The 23620-nt window shown below is 62.1% G+C and carries 22 protein-coding genes; 19 read left to right on the top strand and 3 right to left on the bottom strand.

The features are described 5' to 3' along the window. Positions 1-53: 53 nt before the first annotated feature. The 10 genes from N3C12_05230 (at position 54) to tadA (ending at position 10113) form a co-directional block, all read left to right on the top strand. The gene (locus tag N3C12_05230; protein ID MCX8071837.1) at positions 54-956 is read left to right on the top strand and encodes a S1C family serine protease; all 903 of its coding nucleotides are present in this window, start codon (positions 54-56) and stop codon (positions 954-956) included. Positions 957-1039: 83 nt separating this feature from the next. Further along, the gene (locus N3C12_05225) at positions 1040-2074 is read left to right on the top strand and encodes a hypothetical protein (GenBank protein ID MCX8071836.1); all 1035 of its coding nucleotides are present in this window, start codon (positions 1040-1042) and stop codon (positions 2072-2074) included. A 207-nt stretch (positions 2075-2281) separates the two neighbouring features. Beyond that, positions 2282-2917, top strand: coding sequence for a site-2 protease family protein (locus tag N3C12_05220; protein MCX8071835.1), 636 nt, complete (start codon positions 2282-2284; stop codon positions 2915-2917). Beyond that, the gene (trpS, locus tag N3C12_05215) at positions 2914-3942 is read left to right on the top strand and encodes a tryptophan--tRNA ligase (protein MCX8071834.1); all 1029 of its coding nucleotides are present in this window, start codon (positions 2914-2916) and stop codon (positions 3940-3942) included. Before N3C12_05220 ends, trpS begins: the two co-directional genes overlap by 4 nt. Continuing rightward, the gene (locus tag N3C12_05210) at positions 3939-4766 is read left to right on the top strand and encodes a segregation/condensation protein A (GenBank protein ID MCX8071833.1); all 828 of its coding nucleotides are present in this window, start codon (positions 3939-3941) and stop codon (positions 4764-4766) included. The genes trpS and N3C12_05210 overlap by 4 nt, the downstream gene beginning before the upstream one ends. 4 nt (positions 4767-4770) lie before the next feature. Next, the gene (gene scpB / locus N3C12_05205) at positions 4771-5640 is read left to right on the top strand and encodes an SMC-Scp complex subunit ScpB (protein ID MCX8071832.1); all 870 of its coding nucleotides are present in this window, start codon (positions 4771-4773) and stop codon (positions 5638-5640) included. After that, the gene (locus N3C12_05200; protein MCX8071831.1) at positions 5522-6238 is read left to right on the top strand and encodes an rRNA pseudouridine synthase; all 717 of its coding nucleotides are present in this window, start codon (positions 5522-5524) and stop codon (positions 6236-6238) included. The genes scpB and N3C12_05200 overlap by 119 nt, the downstream gene beginning before the upstream one ends. A 105-nt stretch (positions 6239-6343) precedes the next feature. Continuing rightward, positions 6344-7891, top strand: a complete 1548-nt coding sequence (locus N3C12_05195) for an NAD(P)/FAD-dependent oxidoreductase (GenBank protein ID MCX8071830.1) — start codon at positions 6344-6346, stop codon at positions 7889-7891. Positions 7892-7927: 36 nt separating this feature from the next. Then, the gene (locus N3C12_05190; protein MCX8071829.1) at positions 7928-9583 is read left to right on the top strand and encodes a hypothetical protein; all 1656 of its coding nucleotides are present in this window, start codon (positions 7928-7930) and stop codon (positions 9581-9583) included. Positions 9584-9615: 32 nt separating this feature from the next. Then, positions 9616-10113 carry a tRNA adenosine(34) deaminase TadA gene (tadA, locus tag N3C12_05185; protein MCX8071828.1) on the top strand — a complete coding sequence of 166 codons (498 nt, stop codon included), beginning with the start codon at positions 9616-9618 and terminating at the stop codon, positions 10111-10113. Positions 10114-10296: 183 nt separating this feature from the next. On the opposite strand, the gene N3C12_05180 is transcribed toward tadA, so the two are convergent. After that, positions 10297-10974 (bottom strand): NnrU family protein, encoded by a 678-nt coding sequence (locus N3C12_05180; protein MCX8071827.1) that lies wholly within the window; start codon positions 10972-10974, stop codon positions 10297-10299. Between the two features lie 153 nt (positions 10975-11127). Between N3C12_05180 and N3C12_05175 the strand changes: the two genes are divergently transcribed. The 3 genes from N3C12_05175 to N3C12_05165 all read left to right on the top strand — a co-directional run bounded on the left by N3C12_05175 (position 11128) and on the right by N3C12_05165 (position 14932). Then, on the top strand, positions 11128-12702 hold the full coding sequence (locus N3C12_05175; protein MCX8071826.1) for a hypothetical protein: 1575 nt from the start codon (positions 11128-11130) through the stop codon (positions 12700-12702). Positions 12703-13542: 840 nt separating this feature from the next. After that, positions 13543-14079, top strand: a complete 537-nt coding sequence (locus tag N3C12_05170) for a delta-60 repeat domain-containing protein (protein MCX8071825.1) — start codon at positions 13543-13545, stop codon at positions 14077-14079. Further along, complete coding sequence (locus N3C12_05165; protein ID MCX8071824.1) at positions 14018-14932, top strand: hypothetical protein; 915 nt, start codon at positions 14018-14020, stop codon at positions 14930-14932. Before N3C12_05170 ends, N3C12_05165 begins: the two co-directional genes overlap by 62 nt. 36 nt (positions 14933-14968) lie before the next feature. On the opposite strand, the gene N3C12_05160 is transcribed toward N3C12_05165, so the two are convergent. Beyond that, positions 14969-15241, bottom strand: a complete 273-nt coding sequence (locus tag N3C12_05160) for a hypothetical protein (GenBank protein MCX8071823.1) — start codon at positions 15239-15241, stop codon at positions 14969-14971. 35 nt (positions 15242-15276) lie between these two features. After that, on the bottom strand, positions 15277-15705 hold the full coding sequence (locus N3C12_05155; GenBank protein MCX8071822.1) for a DUF1330 domain-containing protein: 429 nt from the start codon (positions 15703-15705) through the stop codon (positions 15277-15279). Between the two features lie 386 nt (positions 15706-16091). Between N3C12_05155 and N3C12_05150 the strand changes: the two genes are divergently transcribed. From N3C12_05150 to N3C12_05125, 6 genes are all read left to right on the top strand, one after another. Beyond that, a complete protein-coding gene (locus tag N3C12_05150) occupies positions 16092-16595 on the top strand; it encodes a flavin reductase family protein (GenBank protein MCX8071821.1) in 504 nt (167 codons plus the stop codon). A gap of 103 nt (positions 16596-16698) precedes the next feature. Further along, positions 16699-17706, top strand: coding sequence for a hypothetical protein (locus N3C12_05145; GenBank protein ID MCX8071820.1), 1008 nt, complete (start codon positions 16699-16701; stop codon positions 17704-17706). A gap of 194 nt (positions 17707-17900) precedes the next feature. Further along, the gene (locus tag N3C12_05140; GenBank protein MCX8071819.1) at positions 17901-18308 is read left to right on the top strand and encodes an RNA-binding protein; all 408 of its coding nucleotides are present in this window, start codon (positions 17901-17903) and stop codon (positions 18306-18308) included. A gap of 215 nt (positions 18309-18523) precedes the next feature. Continuing rightward, a complete protein-coding gene (locus tag N3C12_05135) occupies positions 18524-19213 on the top strand; it encodes a glutathione S-transferase N-terminal domain-containing protein (protein ID MCX8071818.1) in 690 nt (229 codons plus the stop codon). A 382-nt stretch (positions 19214-19595) separates the two neighbouring features. Next, positions 19596-22091 (top strand): magnesium-translocating P-type ATPase, encoded by a 2496-nt coding sequence (gene mgtA, locus N3C12_05130; GenBank protein ID MCX8071817.1) that lies wholly within the window; start codon positions 19596-19598, stop codon positions 22089-22091. 154 nt (positions 22092-22245) lie between these two features. After that, on the top strand, positions 22246-23619 hold the full coding sequence (locus tag N3C12_05125; GenBank protein ID MCX8071816.1) for a glutamate--cysteine ligase: 1374 nt from the start codon (positions 22246-22248) through the stop codon (positions 23617-23619). The last annotated feature ends 1 nt before the right edge of the window (position 23620 follow it).

The following is a 23620-nucleotide window of genomic DNA, read 5'->3' as shown; positions in this document are numbered from 1 at the left end:
TTGCGGTGGCGTAACGAGCACACCGGACGGGTGCAACGTGCTGCGACAAGTTTATGAATGCCGTTGTTTCGTTGCTCGAGCGAACCGTAGCTGCAAGCGTGGCTTTGGACGTCGCTGTCCCTGAGTCGCACCCATCGAGCGCCCTGTTGGGCACACGTCGACACGGGAGCGGGTTTATTTTCAATCCGCTCGGTTTAGTGGTCACCGCCAACTACGTCACCTTGGGTGCCCGGCGCATTCAACTCCGCTCGGTCGACAACCAAACCTGGTCGGGCCGCCCCCTCGTGCAGGATTTCGTGCGCGGGTTTGCGGTGGTGGCGATCGAAGAGACCGGTCGGTTCCCCACGCTTCCACTTGGTTCTGTCGACGAACTCAAGGTGGGGGATCCGGTGTTTCTGTTGGGGAGCGGGCCCGAGAACGCTCGCCGAGTCCACGACGGCATCGTGTCGGCGATCGAACCCTTCGATGCCTATTGGGAATACCATGTCGATCGCGCCGTGTTCACCACCACGCCCAACCCTGGGTTTGGCGGCGCGGCCTTACTGGACCGGCAAGGAGTGGCCCGCGCTCTCGTGCTGCTCGAAGTTGCCGAAATTGGCCGCTTTACTCTTGCCGTGCCGTTGGACTACCTGGCGCAGCATCACGAGGAAGTGGTGCGCCAACCCCACAGTGCGCGTTTACCCGCGCGCGGGTGGCTGGGGCTTTTTTGCTACTCCGTGAGCAACCACGTGGTCGTCGGTGGTGTGATCCCCGGAAGCCCTGCGGAAACCGGTGGGCTCAAATCCGGCGACGTTGTCCTCATGGTAGGCGACGAGCGAATTTACGACCGGGGTTCGCTGTACAACCTCATTTGGCGTCACAAGCCGGGGGACCGCATACAAATGCGCGTCTACCGGAACAACGCCATCGTCTCCCTCGACTTCGAGCTTGGCAACGCGGAAGAATTTTTCGCGTAGCCTCGCCTCCCCTTCGGGATTCGTACGCCACTGGTACGCTTCGCCGGCCCGCCCTGCTAGAAGACAAAGCTCGTTTTTGTGCCATGAAAGTTGCCACCGTCCATAGCCGTCTGTTCGCTCCGTGGGTGGAGCCAATTGTTCAGGATCTCGTTTCCGCCGCGAAAAGTATCGGGCGGGAGATCGAGTCCCTCGTCTTGGAGGACCTCGTTCCTGTCTATCGCGCGCGCGACGACATCGAACGCCTTTACGTGCTGCCCTGCGTCGCCCCCGCAGGGAGAAAAGTTCCCGAACTTGTCCGTCTCCGCTTGCCCAACGCTCGTCCGTTCATCTCCTTCGAAGTTCAGGATCTTTGTTGGAACAAGATTGCCACCCAGAGGCGCTTGCTGGAGCGGGGCGTGGCCACTCCCGACACGCTGTTGACCGACCACGGGCAGGAGGTGGCGGCATTCGTCAAGCGGCACACCTACGCCATCTTGAAAGAACCCGAAGGTTGCGCTGGAGGCGGACACTGGGTGCTTTGGTACGAAGACGACACCCTCATGGCTGACAATGGCTACGCCGCTTATCGCTTAGTGCTCGACGTGCCCCCGCCAGCGCGCGTTGCCGAACAAGAGCTCCTCTGCCCGCCCCCGTACTATGTCCAGCGCCTGGTGGGAACGTTTACCCGGTATGGGTTTGAAATCGGGCAAGTGCTGCGCGCGTATGTGGTGGAAGAGGAAATTCCCTTTTGGTCCGAGCGGTACCGCGAGCACTATCGGCGGCCAGGCGACTGGATCCTCAACGTTGCCCGCGGGGCAAGATACCGCTTCGTTTTGTCGGTCAGCGAAGAAACCAAAACTGCGGCGTTGCGAGCGGCACGGGCGGTCGGAGCCCGGATCGCAGCAGTGGACCTGGTGCGGACGTCAGCCGACGGCCCCCTGGCGCTAGAAGTCAACACCGATGGCTATCACATGTGCATCGATCGCTCGTTCAAGCACCTTCCCGAATACCGCGAGTATTTCGACTTCGATCGTTACGTTGCCCGGGCGTTAGTCGCCGAGGAAGCGGCTGGTGGGGTGCGTAGCTTACGCCCCAGAACGGCGCCGAGACCGGCGGCACGAGGGAAGCGCCCTCGCTGAGACCGGCTCCGACCCCTGATTACCGCGCACTCGCACCGCAACGACCACAGCACAGGCAAGCTGCCGAACGCATCCTGCCGGCGGTTCCTCGCCCTGCATGCACCCGTGTTGAAACGCTCAAGCACCGTTTGCCCGCGGCGCGCGGCACACACGCGGACCCGCCGAACACGTTGGCCAGCTTGGTGGGTTTGTGCTAGCGAGCGCGCTGTGTCCCTCTCCTTGTTCCAGGAAGTGATCGTGTGGGCGGTGCCCGTGTTCGTGGCAGTGATTTTCCACGAGGTAGCGCACGGGTACGTGGCCTACCAACTCGGGGATCCCACCGCAAAGCAGGCTGGTCGGATTACGTTAAACCCGATCCCCCACATCGATCCATTTGGAACACTGGCCTTGCCTCTGTTGCTCATTGTCATGAACTCGCCATTTCTGTTCGGTTATGCGCGACCGGTGCCGGTGAATGTTGCCCGCCTACGACACCCGCGGCGCGACATGATCCTCGTAGCGGCTGCAGGGCCAGTAACGAACTTGCTGCTGGCACTTGCGTTCGCCGCCTTGTTGCCGCTCGCGTGGGTACCGCAACTTGCCCAGGCGGCACAGCCGCTGCTCGCGCAAATTGCGTTGCGCGGCGTGATCATCAACGTGGCACTCGCGGTGTTCAACCTGTTGCCCGTGCCGCCACTCGATGGCGGGCGGGTGCTCGCCGGGCTCGTGCCCCGGCCGCTGGCGGTGCTGCTCGCCCGCATCGAGCCGTATGGCATGCTGATTGTCGTAGCGTTGGTGGCCACCAATGTGGCAGGCGTAGTCATGCGCCCGTTGATTCGTGGTCTTTTGGGGTGGCTGTTGTGAGTGGAAGCGAGGGAAAGAAGATCGTCGTCAGCGGGATGCGTCCGACCGGGCGGCTTCATCTCGGCCACCTGCACGGCGCATTGCGTAACTGGGTGCGGCTGCAACACGAGGCTAATCGGTGCTTTTTCTTTGTCGCCGACTGGCACGTGCTCACCACCAAACCGGAAGGCACGGAGTCCATCGAGCAAAACACGCTGGAGATGGTCACCGACTGGCTTGCCGTCGGTCTCGACCCCGAGAAGGTGGTGATTTTCCGCCAGTCGCAAGTGAAACAGCATGCCGAGCTGCACTTGTTGCTTTCGATGGTAACGCCGACTCCCTGGCTCATCCGCAATCCAACGGTGAAAGAGCAAGCGCGCGATTTAGGGATGATCAGCGGTGAGTCAGAACAAGAAGTTTTGAGCCTGAGTTACGGCCTTCTCGGCTACCCCGTGCTGCAAAGTGCTGACGTGCTTGTCTACAAAGCCACCGCCGTACCGGTCGGCGAGGATCAGGCGCCGCACATCGAACTGACCCGCGAGATCGCGCGCCGCTTCAACCACTTTTACGGTCCGGTGTTTCCCGAGCCACGCACCTTGGTGACAGAAGCGCCACGCGTTCCTGGCTTAGACGGCCGCAAGATGAGCAAAAGCTTCAACAATGCGGTTTGGCTGCGCGATCCGCCCGAAGAGGTGGACCGCAAACTCTCCCGCATGATGACCGATCCCCGGCGCGTGCGCCGCACCGACCCTGGAGAGCCGGAGGATTGCCCCGCCTTTCGCCTTCACCGGATTTACTGTACGCCCGACGAAATCGATTACGTCACTCGTGGGTGCCGCACTGCCAGCATCGGCTGCCTCGAGTGCAAAAAGATTATGATCCGCCATGTGATCGAAGATCTCGCGCCGATCGCCGCACGACGGCAGCAACTCGAAGCGCAGCCACAACGAGTGGCGGAAGTCCTCGCGCACGGGCACGAGCAAGCGCAAGGCGTGGCGGAAGCCACCATGAAGGAAGTACGAACGGCCATAGGCTTGCCCACATGACGCCGACGGACAGCGCCACTGCCGAACAGTTGCCGCTGCCATTTTACCGCGTGCGGCTCGAGTCGTTCGAGGGTCCGCTCGACTTGCTCTTGCATCTCATCAAGAAGAACGAAGTCGAAATCACCGACATCCCGATTTCTGCCATTACCGAGCAGTACCTGCAGTACCTCGACCTGATGAGAGAGCTGCGCCTGGACGTGGCGGGCGAATTCTTGGTGATGGCAGCAACGTTAATGCTGATCAAATCGCGGATGTTGCTGCCGCCCGACGAGGAAGACGAAGAAGAAGAGGACGATCCGCGCCACGAGCTCGTGCAACAGCTACTGGAATACCAGCGATACAAGGAAGCCGCGTTGGCTTTGGCCGAGCGCCCGCTGCTGCATCGCGATGTGTTCGTGCGACGGCCCGACAAAGAACTGCAGCCGCCGCCAGGCACCGTCCGCGTGGGTCTCTGGGACTTAGTCGAAGCGCTGCGGCAACTGCTCGCACGACGTCAACCCGAGCCCGTGCACCGGGTTGTGCTCGAGCCTGTGTCGTTGCGTGCCTGTGCGGAGCGGATGCTCTCCCGCCTGGCAAAGCACCGGCGGCTGCAATTCGACGAACTGTTCGAGGCGGGCGCCTCCCGCTTGGAGATTGTCGCCACCTTCCTGGCTTTGCTCGAACTTGTCCGCCTCGGGGCAGTCGCGGCGGTCCAGGCACACTGGCAGGCACCGATTGAAATCGAACTGCTGAAAGACGACGTCGGGTGGGACTGGCTGGCAGAATGGGAAAAAACCGAGGCACACACTGCCTCGCCTGCCAGCGCAACCCTGCAGGAGGAATAAAATCGTGGAGGATCACCAATCCCCTTCGCCTCCGGCAGCGCCGGAAGTACCGGCAACGGATGGGCCCGACGCCTCGTCGGACGAACACGAGCTGACCTTCAACCCGGCCCAACTTGCCTGCATTATCGAGAGCTTGCTGTTCGCGGCTGGTTCTCCGGTGCCGTTGCGGCGCTTGGTGGAAGTGCTAGCGGGACCTTCCACTGCAGAAGTGCGGGAAGCCGTGGAGCTGCTGCGCGAGCAGTACGCCCCGGGAAAACGCGGTATCCAGTTGGTGGAAGTCGCGGGCGGTTATCAGTTCCGCACAGCACGCGAGTATGCGGTTTGGGTGCAGGCATTGCTGCAAGAGAAGCCCCAACGACTGGGACGGGCAGCGCTCGAGACCCTGGCGATCGTTGCTTACAAGCAGCCGGTGACCAAGGCAGAGATCGAAGCGATTCGCGGCGTCGACTGCGACGGTCCACTCAACACCCTCCTTTCCCGCCGCCTAATTAAAATTGCGGGCCGCAAAGAAACCGTCGGAAGGCCCCTTCTCTATGCCACCACCCCCGAGTTCCTGGAGACGTTCGGACTCAGGGACTTGCACGACCTCCCTGCTCTGCAAGAACTGTCGAGCGCGCTCGAAAGCCTGAGTGCGCCAGAAAGCACCGACGAAGATGTCACCGCCCAGCAAACAACCCTCCCGCTCGCCGATAGCGAGCAAACCACAACCGCAGATCAGCAAAGCGCAGCCGAAGCTGACCGACCGCCGGCAACGTCTGCAAAAGATCCTCGCCCAGGCGGGCCTGGCCTCGCGACGACAAGCGGAGCAGTGGATCCGCGAGGGGCGGGTGCGGGTGAACGGCCAGGTGGTAACGGAGCTGGGCGCGAAGGCTGATCCCTTTACCGATCGCATTACCGTCGACCGACGCCGGGTCGTTCCCGTTCCGGAACTCGTTTACCTCGCAATGCACAAGCCTGTTGGGGTGGTGACAACAATGTCCGACCCGGAAGGGCGCCCCACCGTGCGCAACTTGCTGCCGAAATTGCCGGCCCGGGTGTATCCAGTCGGCCGGCTAGATTACCACTCGTCTGGGCTGCTCTTGTTCACCAACGATGGCGAGGTGGCGCTGCGCCTGACGCATCCCCGCTACGGGGTGGTCAAGGTGTATCAGGTCAAAGTGAAAGGTGTACCGAGCGAAGCCACGTTGGCAAAGCTCCGCCGTGGCGTGCGCCTAGAGGACGGCGTGGCGCAGGTGGAGTCGGCGCGGGTGCTGCGCTCGAGCGGGACGAAAACGTGGCTCGAAATCGCGATCCGCGAAGGGAGAAGGCGCGAAATCCGCCGGCTTTGTCATGCGGTTGGTCATGATGTGGAGAAACTCAAACGAGTGGCAATCGGACCGATTTCTCTCGGCCGCCTCGAGCCGGGCGAGAGCCGCTTGCTCAACGAACGAGAGGTGCGCGCCCTACGCCGCGCTGTTGGCCTCGACACCTGAGGTTAGCAAACTCTGGAAATCGCGGACGGCGATTCCCACCAGCGCGACGAAGGCCCTTCACCCCATCATCCCTTGCATGAACACCGACAACGGAGCACATATTGCATGATGAAAGGAGCTCTCATGGCGGGCCCGCGGCACGTGCGTACAGCGATCATCGGTAGCGGCTTTGGCGGCATCGGCCTGGGAATTCGTTTGCGCCAAGCCGGCTTCGAGGACTTCACCATCCTCGAAAAAGAAACTTCGCTCGGCGGCACTTGGCGGGACAACACTTATCCTGGCTGCGCCTGCGACGTGCCGTCGATGTCCTACTGTTTTTCCTTCGCGCAAAAGACCGATTGGACCCGCAAGTGGGCCCCGCAACCGGAAATTCAGGCGTACATGGAAGATATCGCCCACTCCCACGGGATTGTCCCGCACATCCGCTTTGGGGTGCGGTTTACGGGCGCGCGTTTCCACGCCAGCAGCGGCAAGTGGGAAGTGTTCACGGACAACCGCGACACGATGTGGGCCGATGCGTTAGTCATCGGCATCGGGCAACTGCACTATCCGTACATCCCTGCCATCGAGGGCCGCGAAAAGTTCCGCGGGGTGCAGTTCCACTCGGCCCGTTGGAACCATGAATTCGACTTCCGCGGCAAGCGCGTCGCCGTCATTGGCAACGCGGCCAGCGCCATCCAGTTCATCCCGCAAATTGCGCCGCTCACCGAGCGGCTGTACATCTTTCAGCGGAGCGCCAACTGGATGCTCCCACGCGGCGATCGCCCTTATCGCAAATGGGAACATTGGGCATTTGCCCACGTTCCCGGGTTAGCGAAGTTTTACCGTGCCCGCTTGTGGGCTGCACTCGAACTGTTCTTCTTGCCGGTGATCCAACAAAAGCCGTGGGCGATGCGTTTTTACCGTCGCCAAGCGTTACGGTACTTGGAGGAAACGGTTCGCGACCCCCAACTCCGCCGCCTCTTGGTGCCGGACTACCCAATTGGCGCCAAGCGGATTCTTATCTCTGACGACTATTACCAAAGCCTCAACTTGCCCCAAGTGCGCTTGGTCACCGACGGCGTGGCAGCCTTGGCGGAAGATGCGGTGGTGACCAAAACCGGCGAGCGCCTCGCGGTAGATGCGGTGATCTTTGCCACTGGTTTTCGCACCAATCCGTTCCTCGCTGGGCTGCGCATCGAAGGGCTCGGAGGCCGCCTGTTGGAAAACGACTGGGCGCAAGGTGCGCGCGCTTACTATGGGATCACAGTGCCTGGCTATCCGAACTTCTTCCTCCTGTACGGCCCGAACACCAACCTCGGGCACAACTCGATCTTGTTTATGCTCGAGTGCCAATTCCAGTACATCCTCGAAGCCCTGCGGCTGTTGCAACAGGGGGCAGCATACCTCGACGTTCGCAAAGACGTGTTCGAAGCGTTCAACCGCGACATCCAAGCCGCGCTGCAGCACACCGCCTGGGCACACGTGGACCACAGTTGGTACAAGGACGAAGCCGGTCGCATCACGAACAACTGGCCCTACTCCACCTTCTGGTACTGGTGGAAAACGCGTCATTTGAACGCGGCCGACTACCGCATCGTATCGCTGGCCGAGGCAGCAGCCGCGGCGCAGGCCGAAAGCTTGCCCTTCGCAGCCACTGCGGGCGCTCGTTAACGCCGCGACAATCATTGCCGAGCAACCGCGGCACCCATGCAGACACCGGCAGCCACCACGACGGCGGCGCGTGGCAGCTTCACTTCCCAGCAGTTGTGCCGCCACGTCCAACGCAACGTCTGCCACCGGAAACGCCCGCATCGGCCATCGCGCTGGGTCTGGCCGCGGATTGTGCTTGCGCTCTTCGTCCTTGCCAGTTGCGGTAGCGATGGCGAGTCGCCGAGCGCAGTTTCCGATGCCAGTCTCCAATCGTCCGAAGACGTGTGCCGCACGCCGGCAGTTCGCGGCTACGGCTTCGATCGTTTTGGTGGCTGGAAGGGAATCCGGTCGGCGCCGACTGGACGCTTTCGCGTGGAGCGAGTCGATGGCGTGTGGTGGTTCGTTACCCCCGATGGGCACGTGTTGTTTTCCGCCGGAGTGACCGGTGTTGACCCGGTGGGCGACTATGTTCGCGGTACGGATACGTCGCCGTATCTCGACCAGGTGCTTCGCCGCCACGGCTCCCTCGAGGCTTGGGCGGATAGCACCACCCAACGCTTGTGCGCCCTTGGCTTCCGTGTCTTAGGGGGCTGGATGGGTGCGGCCGACCTGGATCTCTTTGCCGAGCGCTTCCCCTACACCGTCAACGTCGATTTCTATGAAGCCATGCCTGCCGTTCGTGGCGGCTCTCCTTCTCTGCGGCCACGGCGTGACGTGTTTGTGCCCGACGCATTGGAGCGGGCCCGCGCTCTCGCGGCAGAGCACAGCCTCGTGCAGCGCTGCGCACGTGACCCCTGGTGCGTTGGAGTTTACGTCGAAAACGAAGTGCCCTACTTGCCCTCCTTGCTGGCTGGGGGCGGCCACCTCGACGTCTACCTGGCGCAAGCCCAAGGAAGCCCGGGGAAAATGGCGCTCGAGCAGTTCTTCCGCGAGCGGTACGCGGGCGACGTGGGCGCCTTCAATCGTGTGTGGGGCACACAACTGGCAGACTTTTCCGACCTGCAACAAGCAAGCTCGTTGGGCAACTGTCCGGCCGTGCTCGGCGTGGCCGACGACCTTTGCTACTTGCGCGAGCCGGAGCCGCGCCGCCGCGATCGCGTAGCGTTCGAGGCTCGAGTAGCCGAGCGCGTGGCCGAAACTGCCAACCAGGTGTTACGGGAAGCAAGCGCAAGTGTTCTCAACCTTGGGCCCCGCATCGTGACGGGCCCGTTTGCTGAGGAAGTCGTCCGGGCGCTGGCTCGGCCGGTGGATGTGTTTTCCACCAACAATTACGACATCACCGCTTTTGCGCGTTCGCTGTTACCGACAGAGGTGATCGATCGCTTGCCCTCGTTGGGCTTTACCGCCATCGATCCCTTCCAACGCTTACGTGATTTCTGGAAGCTTACCGGAAAGCCAGTGCTGGTCACCGAGTGGTTTTATCGCCGCGCGCGACCGGACGGCTCCTTTCCGCCGTTTTTGCCGGAGGTACCCGACGGCCCTGCGCAAGCCGCCGCCGCGCGCGCCTATATGGAGGAAATCCTGCAAATGCCGTTCGTTGTCGGGGCACACTGGTTTCAATGGGTCGATCAACCCAAAGAGGGCCGGCGCGATGGAGAAAACCAACTCATCGGCATCGTCGATATCGAAGACAATTTGAACGAACCGCTGGCGAGCACCCTCTCCGAGGTGAACCACAGCATCCTCTTGCGCCGGCTTTCCCTGGCGCAGTAGTGCGAAGCGAAGAAACCTGCCGAGCACCACCGATGCCCAAGCGTACAGTCAGCACGCCGGAGACTGACGAGCACTTTATGCGGCGCGCGTTGGTGTACGCGCGCAAGGCCGAGGCCCTAGGTGAAGTGCCCGTGGGGGCCGTGGTCGTTCATGAAGGACGCATTGTCGGTCGTGGATACAATCAGCCGATTGCGAAACACGATCCGACGGCTCATGCCGAAATCGCAGCCCTGCGTGAAGCCGGGCGCCGCTTAGGCAATTATCGCCTGCCGGACTGCACCCTCTATGTGACCATCGAGCCCTGCCCGATGTGTGCCGGTGCGGTGGCGTATGCGCGCATTGCCCGGCTCGTGTTCGGCGCACCCGACGTCAAGGTTGGCGCCTGTGGCAGCGTGATCGATCTGATGGCCGACCGCAGAATCAACCATCACACCCGAGTGCAAGGTGGCGTGCTGGCAGACGAGTGCGCCGCCCTCTTGCGCGAATTTTTCCGCCGGCGGCGACAACGCGCCAAGAAAAACCTTGGTTGAGCGTTATCAGCCGAAGGTTCCTAGCTTCAGCACGCACTGGAGCTGCCGCGTCCCGCGCGGCAACCGCCGCAACTAAATATTCTTCGCAGGTCCTTTTTTTCCCGCCTTGCGGGTAAGGCTGGCCAACTCCGAGAGCGACGAGGATGAACCGCCCTCACCGAATGTGCAACCGATGCACTCCCCTCACCCAAAAATTCTGTGATGGCTGAAGAACAAAACCCCGTACAACACGAGCGCAAACACCACAGCACCCCAGCGGATTTCGTTCGCGGCAAAACGAGTGCGGCCTTGCCACAGTGCGACCAGCGGAATGAATGACGTTTCCTGGTAAAATCTCGCCAACTCCGGAGTGGTCTTGCGGCGCCTCCAATCCTGATGCGCCGCGCCAAGCACGGAGTACGCACAAAGCCCGCCGAAGAAGGCAAGATCGATTGGGCTTCGGAGCACGAGCAAATGACCGAAGTCAAGCAGCGCAAAGCCCATGAAGGCCGGATGCCGCGTGACCCGTAAAACACCGTGAGGCTGGGCCGCGCTTTGGCGGCTCAGGGTAGACACCGGATTTGGCAGAGAGAATCCCAAAACAATGAGGAAAAGAGCCGCCAGGTTCACGCCCATGGTCAGCCACCAGATCCCGGGCACCATCGCAAGCGCCGGCAACCACACACCGCGAGAGGTGCGGTGCAGGAAAAACGTGGTCACTAAAGGAATAAACGTGGCCAGTGCCACGAGCGAGTAGACGCCGCGAAATCCCTGCTCTCCGAACCGCGCAACTAAGCGTGCACGGATTGGCGGATGGCTCAACGCGGTGTGTGTGCCTGCAAACGCAAGCCACCAACCGACGATTTGCAAGGGTGGACTCATATGCGGCGGAAGGTTTTTCCCGATTCGTCCTGTACCGTGGCCCGCCTTACCACCTGAGGCCGACGCTTGTAAAGCAAGCGAGCGAAAAGATGTCCTTGGCTTCTTGCAAACCTTGTCGGTGTGGATGGAAAAGATTCGTCCCGGCGTCCGGTGGTGAAGCGGCTAACGCGGAACGGTTGGAGCGAGGCAGCGTTGTCGAAGCGCCTGCGAAGAGCTGCTGACGAGTGGCTCGCAGGAGTGGCCGCCGCTTGCTTTGCCTTGTTGGTGCATGGCTGCGGGCATGACGGCGATCCTGCGGCCGAGCCGGTGGAGATTCGTTTCCTCGAACGTCCCGCTCAGGTCTTGGGGTGGGGGGCACCCCGGTTTACTCCCGATGGGCGAGCGCTGTCCTTTGGGTTCGCGCATCGAGATCGCCCAGACCGGCGTGACGTTGGGATGATTTCACTCGAAACCGGCGAGTTTCGTTGCCTCACTTGCGCACTACCACGCTCGGCAGCATCGCACCTGTGGTTCCCCGATGGCGAGCGGCTCTTAGTGTACTACTTCGGAATCTTCACGGAAAATTTTTTCGTCTTCGAACCGCAAACCCCGGATCGGCTCTTTTCGATCCAGGGGGTCAAAACCGCCGAAATCACGCACGATCGTTTTCCCGTGCTCTCTCCCGATGGCAAGCGGTTGGTTTGGACCAAGGTGCGGCTCGACGGCTTCCACATCGTCAGCGGCGAGCTCGTGCGTGACTCCGCCGGGTACCGCGTGGAAAACGTACGCCACCTGTATCCGCCCGCAATCGCGGGCGAGGGCGATCTTGCCGCCTGGTCGCGCGCGCACGCTTGGTACGAAGCGAAGTCGTTTACCGATGATGGCAAAACGCTGGTGTTTTCCGCCACCCGCGACGAAGCCGCTAACGTCGACATTTATCTGCTCGATCTGGCCACGGGGGAAGTCACCCGCGTGACCCGTCACCCGGAGTGGGACGAAACGGCGGAATTTTCCCCCGACGGCCGCTGGCTGGCCTTCGAGTCGACGCGAGCACACGTGGTCCTGCGGCTGTTGTCGCTGCTACGCATGCCGCCGCTCGTCGACTTCGCGGCGGTGTTGCCCATTACCAACATCACCTTGACTGGCCCGTTGTTCGCCACGCACGAGCCTTATTTGCTGGATCGATTAGGCGACCGCGGCGCTTATACAGGTCAGCGCTTGAGCCGCGAAGGTGACGAGGGTTGGGCCACGCGCGACGGTGTGCGCTGGCACCCAGACGGGACTTTGCTTGCCTGGGGTGCGGTGTTGGGTCCGACGATACGAGACACCCACATTGGTCTCGCCCGCCTTCTCTCTCGTCCGCCCCTCAGGTCGCGGCCGTCACCCGTGTCGGTTGATCCGGCTTGGGCTCCGCTGCTCCGCGATGTGCCGCTGAGGGCAAGCAAAATCGATCGGGTTTTGTCCGGGCCGTACGGTGGAGCAGCGCGGCTCGTGGTCGACGGCAGTTTGGTTACCGGAACTTTTGCCATGGAGTTAAATGGCCTTTCCCTGTTCCCACGAGAACGCCTCGACGGTCGGTTAGCGGTAGAGTTGGCCACTTCCGATACCGCTCGCATCGAGGGTGACGTTCGCCTTTCTGGCGGCACGGCTGGTTTCCTGGATGTTCAATTAAAAATTACCGGTACCGAGGCCCACGGCCACGTGCGTGTGCAACGCGGGGCCGAATCCTACGCTACCGAGCTGCCGTAACCGTGTGGCAGCGATGCCACGTTCTCGCGCCGGTTTGGAGCATAGGTCTAGAACCGTGGCCCGGCATTCACCACGGCGATTACCCAGCTACCCGAGCCTCTTCTCCATCAGCGGGAACCGTCACCCATGCATCCAGCGACGACCGAGAGCGGAGGGGGAGACTTGCGCGGGTGGTCAAGGTAGAGTCATCCGCGGGCCGGCAACGAAGGTGAAGGTCGCACCGCTCCGCTCGAGCTAAGAAAGTGCATCTCGTTCTTGCCAAATTTTGTCCGCCGGGTGCAGACTCGCCTGGTCATGACTGCACAGCCCAGCACCCCAACGGGCTCGAGGAAGCGCGGTATCGGCCCGTGCCCATGAACTTATGTTTCCTTGCACTCTCCGTCGTGCCCCTCAACGTCAGCCGATCGTGGGCCGCTCCGGGCGACCGAGATCTGAGCTTCGGCGTGAACGGGGTGGCCTCTGTCGACCTGACCGCGCTGGTTGGCTTTGCACCTGCCATTGTTTTCGCCAACGGGTTAGCTCGCCAGAGGGACGGCAAACTGGTCGTCGCAGCCGACTTGAATACGACCGCCTTCGACTATGTCTCTCGGTGTGCAGTGCTCCGCTTCACGAGCAGCGGAACGCTCGATCCGAGCTTTGGCGCCAACGGTGCTGTCCTGGTAACGGGCCTCACTTGCCAAGGCTTCCCGCAAGGGTTCGGGTGCCGCGCGGCGGCCATCAAAGCGATGGCAAGATTGTACTGGGGGGCAGACCGGGTCTTCGCCTTGTGCAAGCAATTTCGGCGCGCTTGTACGGCTCAACGACGACGGCAGCCTCGATGCGACATTCGGCGACGGCGGAGTGGCCCTGACCGGGTTCCAGGCCGAGATCAAATCGCTGGTGATCCAGCCGGACGGCCAAATTCTAGCAGCAGGACGGTTTATCAGGTTCGGGGGAGACGATATTCTGGTTCTGCGCGCTAACGCTGCGGACGGTTCGCTCGACCCATCCTTCGGCGGCGGGGACGACTACCCCCTCACGCATTTGTTTGCAATCGATGGAGCACTCGACATCGCCCTGCAGCCGGATGGAAGGATCGTCGTGTCAGGCTTCCAAGACCGAGACAGTGCCCTTAACGACTGGGCCATCGTCCGATACGAGTCCAACGGTTCTCTCGATCCCTCTTTTGACAGCGACGGTATCGTCATCACCGACATGGGGGCCTACGGCACTGCCGGCGACCTGGCAAACAGCCTCGCCTTGCAAGCCGACGGCAAAATCGTTGTTGCTGGAAGGGGGTCCCCCCCCTGCTCGGGTGGCGCGCTACCAGTCGAATGTGCAACTCGACCCGAGCTTCGGCTCCGGCGGCAAGTTGACCCCCAGTGGTGTCTCCGATGATGTGGTCGATGTCGATATCCAAACCAATGGCAAGATTGTGGTCACGGCACGGACCCAGTTTGTCGGCCGGCTGCTACCGGGCGATGGCAGCATGGACCAAAGTTTTGGAACGAGCGGCCACGTATCCCAGCCAGGACCGGGAACTGTTCAGGCAACGGTGATCGAGCCGTTCTGGCGCATCGTCGTGGCCTCCTCGTCAGCGACGGTTGCGCTCACCGCGTTCGAAGGCGACGCAACAGGCGCCTGCCCGGAGATCCTTCCGGACATTGACTGTGACGGGGTCGACGACGTCATCGAAGAGAGTTGCCTGCCTGGAGCGAAGACACAGGCCAACCTCACTGCCTCGCCCACGGCCACCGGGCGCGGCTGTGTGATCTTGCAAACCAACTGTGCGCAAAACAACAACGTTGCTGCGTTTGCAGAAAACCAGCTCGGTTCCGACGCGCAGTTCTCCTACCCTTATGGGCTCGTTGGCTTCACCTTGACGGGCTGCCCTAACGGCCACGCTCTCGTACAACTCACGGTCGAAGGTGCTGACTCGCTCGCCGGCATAACGTTTCGCAAGCACGGACCGACGACGCCCGGCGGCACGCCGCCGGTGTTTTATACGCTGGCCGATGTGAACCCCGCAGCCATGGTCCTAGTATCCGGCAACACCATCAGCTTCGAACTCACCGATGGCGAGCCCGGTGACGACACCGCAGTCGACGGCATGATCGTGGACCAAGGCGGGCCCGCCACCCCGGCCTCGGTCGCCGCCTCTGTGCCCGCGGTGGCCCTCCCGGCTGCTACCTTCGTATTCGCGCTGCTTCTGCTGCTCGGTTTTTCTGCGCTCGCACGGGGCAATCGCTGAGCACTCTAGCTCCACCGCTCAAAGCCGCCGATCTTTTCAGGCTCCATGCGCCACACACATCCCCGTTTGGCGCACTTGCAGAATGCCCGCACCGAGGGTCAGGAAGAACGCCGCGAAATCACCAGAGTGGGTGCTGCAGCCGAGGCCGTCGAGCTCTCGCGCCCCGCGCTCATCGTTTCCGCGCAAGCGGCCGCCGGCCTGGGGATGGGCTCGGGCACGAACGGCCAATGCACTCAGAAGAAATAGAAACGACGCTGCCAGCGGCAAACCGCAGCACGTGACGTTCATCGATGGTGGCAGGAATGGCATCCGCGCCTACGAATGCGAATCCGCGGTCACGCTGTTCACCTGCCGAACTCGCGCATGAGCGGTACGGTTTCGATGTTGAGCTGCCCCTCGAGACCAGCTTCACGATGTACTTCAATTGCCCGCCACTCCGGCGACATGGCCATGCGCAGAAACGCAGCGCGGCTGGGATATTCGACAAGCACAACCTCGTCCCATAACTCCTCGGCAGCGCCGATGGTGAGAAAGGTGACGTTCCCGGCAAACAGGATCCGGCCTCCGCTCGCCTCCACCAGCTTCGCCACTTCCATTCCGTAGCGCATGTAAGCCTCCCGGCCGGAGAGGTGCGCATCGCGCCCGTCCGGATATTGCGCTTTCTCCCGAAACTTGAGCAAATTCACCATCACGATTGGGCCATCGGGAGAAGCTTCGTCTTGCAAATGCGCGATCTGGCCGGCATCCGGATACAAACGGTTTTCGACAATCATCTCGGCCTCCTTATCAGCGGCTTGCGAACGTTGGGCGGCGATCGAACACCCGGCCCACGCTCCACCGTCAGCAGCAGGGAACGCCGTACCACCACGAATCTGTAGACGAAAGAGGACAACCGGCGCCTGCCGCGGAGCCCTTCCGGACGTCGTCCGTGACCGACTGCCGGGCCGCAGCTCGCCCCAACGCCAATCTTCCTGCTGAACCAACCGCGACAAGCTTCTCCAAGTTCCAAACGTCATGTCCGCCGGTCCCTGCACGGCGGGATACGCCACTGTTGACTTCACCGGGTGCACTCGCCAGCTTGGTGCCTTGCTCGCACGCTCGGTGCGGGACTACGCTTGAGGTCCTCTCACTGCAACAAGTCTAGAGAAAGGAGTTCGAGATGGATGCAGCCGCAAAGAAAACTGCCTTACGCATGATTCCGTACGGCCTGTATATCCTGACCGCGGAGAACGAACGCGGTGATGTCGCTGCCGCCACAGTGAACTGGGTAACGCAGGCAGCGTTCGAACCGCCACTCGTGGTTGTCGGCGTCAAGGCCGACTCCAATGCCCATGCGCTCATCAAAGAAACAGGCTCATTTGCTCTGAACATGCTGGGCAAGGGGCAGCAATCGTTAGCGTTCACTTTTTTCAAACCTGCAGCCAAGGAAGGAAACACGATCTCAGGCGAACCATTCGAGCGCGGAGTCACCGGCGCCCCACTGCTCGTGCGTTGCCCGGCGTACGTGGAGTCGCGCGTGGTCGAGTTTCTCGAACGAGGTGATCACTCCGTGGTTGTCGGAGAGGTGGTCGCTGCCGGTGTGCGGCAAGCTATCGAGGCTCGGCCGGACGATGCCATTTTGTGGCTCAAGGAGCTGGGCGAAAAGGTTTTTTATGGTGGCTAGTTAGCGTTCCGCCCGCAGCGCGGCTGCAGGCCGCGGTGGCTGCGCGCTAACGATCAGAGCCAGCCACGGGCCCCTCGTGCGCACCGACCGCAGCCGAATTTCCATGCGTACCCTGCCCAGTCGATTCCTTCTGTTGCTCGTGCTGATTGGGGTGGTTGCCGGTGCGGTGATGTGGCAACGCATCCGCGAACAGAACGCTTCTTCCTCCCCATCGGTGCGCGAGGCCGTGCGCACGGTAGCAGTGTTTCCTCTCGTTCCGGCGGACGACGAGAGCCGTGCTGTGGCTTCGGGCACGGCTCTTTTGCTTGCTCATCGGTTGAGCGGGAACGGTCCCTGGCGGCGCATTCCTGGGCAGTGTCTGCTCCCTGCGACCGGAGCACCCGTGGTCTGGGACGCCCACACGGCGCGCCAGCGCGCCCTAGAACTGGGAGCCGCCGCCTTCGTGCTCGGTCGCGTGCGGGTTGCCCAAGGTCAGGTCGAAGCTGAAGTCCAGTGGTACGACGTTACGGATCCGGTTCCGCGCGCCGCTGCGCGGGCCAGCGGAGCATTGCGTCGGCTCGCCGGAGTGGTCGACCGCTTGGCCGAAGAACTCGAAGCCGGGCGTGTTGCTACCGAGCAAATCCGCATCGCACGTGTGGCGGCCGTGACTTCCGATTCCTTCCCCGCGCTGCTTGCCTACTTCCGCGCCGAAGAACACTTGCAAGAGGGCAACTTGCCCGCGGCTGAAGAACAACTCGACAGCGCCGTGGCCGAAGACCCGCAATTTGCGCTCGCGTACTATCGCTTAGCTGAAGTGGCCAGACGGCTTGGACACAGCGAGCGTGCTGCGCAGGCACGCCAGAACGCCTTACTGTTGAGCAATCGCTTGCCCGTGCAGGAACGCACCTTGTCGGATTTGCTCGTGCTTCGGCTCCGCCAGCAAACCGCTGAAGCGGAGCAAGGTTACCGCGAGTTAGTGCAGCAACAGCCAAGTGAGTGGGAGGCTTGGTGCGCCCTCGCAGAGTTGGCAAAACGCCGGGGCGAAGTTGCCCGATCGGAGGAAGCACTCCGTCGAGTGCGCCAGCTTCTCCCCTCGCAGAGCGATGCCTGCGGCGCGGGGACGCAAGACTAACCTTGAGGAACAACCAGATCCGCTGCGGCACTGGCGGCGGAGGAAAAACCACGAGGTAGGCTAGACAGAGCTGGCAATCAGGTGCTAATCGAACCCCATCGTTGTTTCTTGTTTTCGTGACGCCGGCGTCGGGCTGGCTTGTTTACGGAAGAAGAAGGAACGGTAAGTCAGCTCGAACGAGAAGGAGTCACGCCATTTCAACGAAGGTCTTTGTCGGCAATCTCAATTTCCGCACCACGCAACAACAATTGTCGGAAGCGTTTTCCGAAGTCGGCCAGGTGCTCAGCATCTACATGCCTTCCGACCGTGAAACCGGGCGTCCACGAGGCTTTGCCTTCGTCGAGTTCGCCACCAGCGACGAGGCGCAGCAAGCGATTGGCCGGTTCGACGGGCAAGAGCTCGACGGGCGCAAGCTGCGCGTCAATCTTGCCGAGGAGCGGCCCCAGCGTTCGTTTGGTTCACCGCGCCCGCGCTCGAACACGCCCACGGTGGGCTGGGCAGCTTCTGCCGGGGCACCACCTTATCGCGACGAGCCGCGCAACTTCAAAACCAAAGGAAGTCGGCGCAATTTGCGCGCGCGTAAGCGCAGCCTGAACTACTGAGCCTGCGGCAGCGCACCGGCTACTCGGTCGAGTGCCTGCCTCGCGGGAGAGCCAACGGCGCCTTTGAGACGGAGGCCTACCGTTGACGTTTGCCTGCGGGTGCTCCCTTTGCCCGAAATCGTGGAAGCCACGCCCCGCGGGTGGGGCTTGACCAAAGCGAGGCGACGCGTCAGTGCACTGCAGTTAGGAGACTGACCAGGAGAGGAGCCCCGCGCATGATCGAGTTGTATACGGCCCCAACGCCGAACGGTTGGAAGATTTCCATCGCGCTTGAAGAACTCGGTCTTCCCTACGAAGTGCGGGTCGTCAATCTTCTCGCTGGGGAGCAAAAGCGCCCCGAGTATTTGCGGCTCAACCCCAATGGGAGGATCCCCACCATCGTCGACCACGACAACGACGACTTTGTGGTTTTCGAATCGGGCGCCATTCTCGTTTACCTGGCCGAGAAAACTGGTCGCTTAATGCCGCAAGATCCGAAGGGGCGCTCGTTGGTTCTCCAGTGGCTCATGTTCCAGATGGCGGGCATTGGTCCCATGATGGGCCAGGCCAACGTGTTCTACCGGTACTTTCCGGAAAAGATTCCGGCGGTCATCGCACGCTACCAAAACGAGTGTCGGCGACTCTTCGAAGTGCTGAACACGCGCTTCGCGGAGCACGAATACTTGGCGGGTGACTATTCGATTGCGGACATTGCCAATTGGGCTTGGGTGCGAACGTACAAGTGGTCGGGAGTGTCCATCGATGGCCTCGACCATTTGCGGCGCTGGATGGATCAAATGGCAGCCCGTCCGGCCTGCCAGCGCGGGGTCCAAATTCCAGCACCGGTGCCGAACCTCACGGAGCCGGAAAACGAAGAGGCTGCGAAGGCCTTTGCAGAAGCGGCCCAAAAGCTTCTCCAACGGTAGTGCAACCCTCGCTACAAATCTGAACCTTTGCTGCCTTGTGGTCCGCGGCGTCGAAGCTCGCAGTACGAGCGGCTGGCTGCTGTCGAGCTCGACGCACATCGCTCGCGCTCAGGCTCATGCCGCGCGACAGAAAAACGGGAGCACCGCACGGCTCACGGGCGCGCCGCCCGCGCTCCTTTCGCACGGACTCTTCGAACAAGCATCGCGCCCACACATAACCGCTACGACGCCCGTGCGCTCGGAGCGCCGGCCCGTGAGGTCCGCTTCCCCGGCTGCGGCACTCGTGTTCCGCGAGCTTCCGCTCTGACGCCGCACCGGATCCCTCGGGGCGCCATGATTCCGGTCGAAATCCGCCGCACCGTCGTGATAAGCAACACCTGCCGTGCCGGACGCGCGTTTGGGCTTATCGAGCCATGAAGCGGAACAACGCCTCGAACACTATGGGCCCAACGAACTCGGTGCTGTTCATCGTGGCGGGCCGCTACGCCAGTTTCTCTCCCGCTTCAGCAACCCACTCGTGTTGGTGTTGCTGTTTGCCAGCACCCTCTCGGCTGCGGTGGGGGACGTTACCGGCGCTGGCATTATTGCAGTGATTGTGTTGCTGAGTGTCACCCTGGACTTCGTCCAGGAGTACCGCGCCGAGCGCGCGGCTGAAGCCTTGGCAGCGCGCGTGGCGCTCACCGCGCATGTGCTGCGCGATGGCGTGGTACGTGAGCTCCCCTTCTCCGCCATCGTCCCCGGCGACGTCGTGCTGCTCGCCGCCGGCGACCTGGTGCCGGCCGACGGTGAGCTCATCGAGGCCCGGGATGTGTTCGTGCACCAAGCGCGGCTCACTGGGGAGCCGTATCCAGTGGAAAAACAAGCGAGTGCGGCTCTGCCCGCAGCCGCCACAGAAGAGCTCACGCCGGACTCGGCTTCCGCCGTGTTCCTGGGCAGTTCCGTCATTAGCGGCACGGCCCGGTTGCTGGTGTTGCGCACTGGCCCGCGCACGTTGCTCGGTCGCATTGCCGGCACGCTGCAACGCCCCGCTCCGCCGACCGCGTTCGAAATGGGCACGCGCCAGTTCGGGCTGTTGATCATGCGCTTCACGGCCGGCTTGGTGCTGTTCGTGCTGCTGGTGAATCTCCTCTTTGAACGGCCGCTGCTCGAATCGTTTCTGTTCGCTGTGGCGTTATCCGTCGGCCTCACTCCCGAGCTCTTGCCGATGATCGTGTCGGTCACCCTCGCCCGCGGCGCGCTGCGCATGGCACGAGAAAAAGTAATTGTGAAGCGACTCTCGGCGATCCAGGATCTCGGCGCCGTCGACGTGTTGTGCACCGACAAAACGGGCACGCTCACCGAGGCGAAGATTCGCTTGGAGCGGCACGTGGATATCGACGGCAATGAAAGCGAACGGGTATTGGAGCTTGCTTACCTCAACAGCTTCTTCGAAACCGGGCTCAAAAGCCCGCTCGACGAAGCCATCCTCGAGCATCGGGAGATTAATGCCTCCTCGTGGCGTAAGATTGACGAAGTGCCGTTCGACTTCGACCGGCGCCGGGTGTCGGTGTTGCTCGAGCGCGACCACCAGCGCGTGCTTGTGGTCAAGGGCGCGCCGGAAGAAATTCTCCGCTTGTGCGCGGCGTACGAGGCAACCTCCGGCGACACGCTGCCGCTCGACGATGCCCATCGGGAACGTGCGGCAGCGCTCTTCGAGCAACTGAGCAGCGAGGGCTTCCGCGTGCTCGGGATCGCGTGGCGTGCAACCGAGCCCACCCGCGACCACGCCGGTGTGAGCGACGAAAGCGAGTTGGTCTTCGCTGGCTTTGCCGCGTTTCTCGATCCGCCCAAGGCCTCGGCCGCGGGCGCGATTCGGGCTCTGGGCGAGAGCGGCGTCGCGGTCAAAGTCCTTACCGGCGACAACGAAGCCGTCACCCGCCACGTGTGCGCCCAACTCGGGCTGCCGGTCACTGGGGTCCTGACCGGCGCCGACATTGCCCACCTCAGCGAAGAAGCCCTCCAGGCTCGGGCGGAAGAGTGCAACCTGTTTTGCCGCCTCGATCCGATGCAAAAAAATCGCGTCTTGTCGGCACTCAAAGCGCGCGGGCACGTCGTCGCCTACCTCGGCGACGGCATCAATGACGCTCCGTCGCTGCACACTGCGGATGTCGGGATCTCCGTCGACACGGCTGTCGACGTGGCCAAACACGCCGCCACACTCGTGCTCTTACAGCAAGACCTCGGCGTCCTCTACGCGGGCATTCGTGAAGGGCGCCGCACCTTCGGCAACGTGATGAAGTACATCATGATGGCTACCAGCTCCAACTTCGGAAACATGTTCAGCATGGCGGGCGCCACGTTGTTCCTGCCCTTTTTGCCCATGCTGCCGATGCAAATCTTGCTCAACAACCTGCTGTACGACTTCTCGGAAATTCCCTTGCCGCTCGACGAAGTGGACGAGGAAGACCTGCGCCAGCCACGCCGCTGGGATATGCGCTTCGTGCGCGACTTCATGGTGCGCATCGGCCCCATCAGCTCGATCTTCGATTTCCTCACCTTCTACCTGTTGCTCGCTTGGTTTGCCGCCAATGAAACCCTATTCCACACCGGCTGGTTTGTGGAATCGATGGCCACGCAAGTCCTGGTGATTTTCGTAATCCGCACGCGCCGCAACCCGTTCCGCAGCCGCCCACATCCGACGCTGGCCGCAGCCGCCATGGCTGTGGTTGCCACTGCCGCACTACTGCCGTTTTCTCCCTTGGCCCCGTACCTCGGCTTTGCTCCGCTTCCGCCGCTGTTCTTCGTTGCCTTGGCCGCAATCCTGTTCAGCTACTTGCTCCTCGTCGAAATCGCGAAGCAGCGCTTTTTCCATCACCAGGGATTGTCCGCGGTGCACTGAGGTTGCGGAGAAGCACCGCATCCCGCACAGGCCGCAGCCTTGAAACGAGCGCCGTCGGCCCCGCGGCGCGCAAGGGGGCCCCAGCCGCCTCTGGCTTGCGCCAACGCAAACAACACGGGTAATTTGGAGCCGTTTCACGCTGGGCGGAACCGCGATGTCTCAATATGTGGCCAATGTGTCTGAAGAGGTGCCCGTCGAGTCGTACGACGACTTGGTGCGCTACTTCGAGGCGGCCTGCAAGCCGCGCGAGCAGTGGCGCATCGGTACCGAGTACGAGAAGGTAGGCGTGCGCGTTGCTGATGGCACCGCAGCTCCGTTTACCGGCGGAATCGAAGAAATTCTCCGCCGCATGGCCGACCGCTTCGGCTGGACCCCTGTGGTCGAAGACGGCCGGGTGATTGCCCTCGCTGGCGAGCGCGCCTCGATCACGTTGGAGCCTGGTGGCCAGTTGGAACTCAGTGGAGAACAGTGGCGAAACGTACACGAAGCAGGGAGAGAGTTTCGCGAACACGTGCGCCAGATCGTGACCGTCGCGCGCGAGTTGGACATCGCCTTCATCGGACTCGGCATGCAGCCCCTCAGTCGTGTCGAGGAAATCGAATGGGTCCCGAAGCGCCGCTACCGCATCATGGCCCCCTACATGGAAAGGGTGGGCACACTCGGACACCGGATGATGAAACAAACCGCCACGGTGCAAGTGAACATCGATTTTGCCAGCGAGTCAGACGCCATGGCGAAGCTGCGCCTCGGCAATGCCCTGGCGCCCATCCTGAACGCCATGTTCGCGAACTCGCCGCTCAGTGACGGCGATTTAAATGGCTTTTTGAGCTATCGCGGCCACATCTGGACCGATACCGACCCGGCTCGCTGTGGTCTCTTGCCCTTCGTATTTTCGGCGGCGGCGGGGTTCGCGGACTACGTCGAATACGCACTCGACGTGCCTATGTATTTCATCGTTCGTGGCGACCGATGGGTCGACATGACTCATCTGACCTTCCGCGAGTTTTGGCAACACGGTTACCAGGGGGAACGTGCCACATTGGCCGATTGGAACTCGCATCTCACGACGTTGTTCCCCGAGGCACGGATGAAGCGGTACATCGAAATTCGCTCGGTTGACAGCCAGCCACCGGAGTTCATGCTGGCCGTGCCGGCACTGGTGAAAGGCGTGTTTTACGATAGCGATGCACTGCTGGCCGCGTGGGACTTGGTGAAACATTGGCGTTGGGAAGAGCGGCTCGAGGTGTACCACCACGCTCACCGGCAAGGACTGCACGCGCGCTTTCGCCGCGTGGAGTTACGCGAACTTGCCCGCGAGCTAGTGGCGATTGCCGAGTACGGCCTCGATCGGCAACGGCCGCCCGGCGAAGAAAGCGAAGCGATGTACCTCGAACCGGTGCGCGACTGGACGCGCAAAGGCAGCTGCCCTGCGGAGCGGGTGATCGAGAAATGGATCGGGGCTTGGAATCGCGAACCGCACCGCTTGGTGGAAGGGCTCGCATACCGAGCGGATGCTGCTGAAGGTTAAC

The organism is Candidatus Binatia bacterium (genome assembly GCA_026415395.1).
Taxonomy (GTDB): Bacteria; Desulfobacterota; Binatia; order HRBIN30; family HRBIN30; genus HRBIN30.
The sequence above is the reverse complement of the archived record's forward strand: the minus strand, read 5'-3'. Positions and strand labels throughout refer to the sequence as shown.

Excerpts from the sequence above, each read along its gene's own strand:
- N3C12_05230 (MCX8071837.1), top strand. The coding sequence starts at position 54 with ATGAATGCCGTTGTTTCGTTGCTCGAGCGAACCGTAGCTGCAAGCGTG.
- N3C12_05225 (MCX8071836.1), top strand. The coding sequence starts at position 1,040 with ATGAAAGTTGCCACCGTCCATAGCCGTCTGTTCGCTCCGTGGGTGGAG.
- N3C12_05210 (MCX8071833.1), top strand. The coding sequence starts at position 3,939 with ATGACGCCGACGGACAGCGCCACTGCCGAACAGTTGCCGCTGCCATTT.
- N3C12_05195 (MCX8071830.1), top strand. The coding sequence starts at position 6,344 with ATGATGAAAGGAGCTCTCATGGCGGGCCCGCGGCACGTGCGTACAGCG.
- N3C12_05190 (MCX8071829.1), top strand. The coding sequence starts at position 7,928 with ATGCAGACACCGGCAGCCACCACGACGGCGGCGCGTGGCAGCTTCACT.
- tadA (MCX8071828.1), top strand. The coding sequence starts at position 9,616 with ATGCCCAAGCGTACAGTCAGCACGCCGGAGACTGACGAGCACTTTATG.
- N3C12_05180 (MCX8071827.1), bottom strand. The coding sequence starts at position 10,974 with ATGAGTCCACCCTTGCAAATCGTCGGTTGGTGGCTTGCGTTTGCAGGC.
- N3C12_05160 (MCX8071823.1), bottom strand. The coding sequence starts at position 15,241 with ATGCCATTCCTGCCACCATCGATGAACGTCACGTGCTGCGGTTTGCCG.
- N3C12_05155 (MCX8071822.1), bottom strand. The coding sequence starts at position 15,705 with ATGATTGTCGAAAACCGTTTGTATCCGGATGCCGGCCAGATCGCGCAT.
- N3C12_05150 (MCX8071821.1), top strand. The coding sequence starts at position 16,092 with ATGGATGCAGCCGCAAAGAAAACTGCCTTACGCATGATTCCGTACGGC.
- N3C12_05145 (MCX8071820.1), top strand. The coding sequence starts at position 16,699 with ATGCGTACCCTGCCCAGTCGATTCCTTCTGTTGCTCGTGCTGATTGGG.
- N3C12_05135 (MCX8071818.1), top strand. The coding sequence starts at position 18,524 with ATGATCGAGTTGTATACGGCCCCAACGCCGAACGGTTGGAAGATTTCC.
- N3C12_05125 (MCX8071816.1), top strand. The coding sequence starts at position 22,246 with ATGTCTCAATATGTGGCCAATGTGTCTGAAGAGGTGCCCGTCGAGTCG.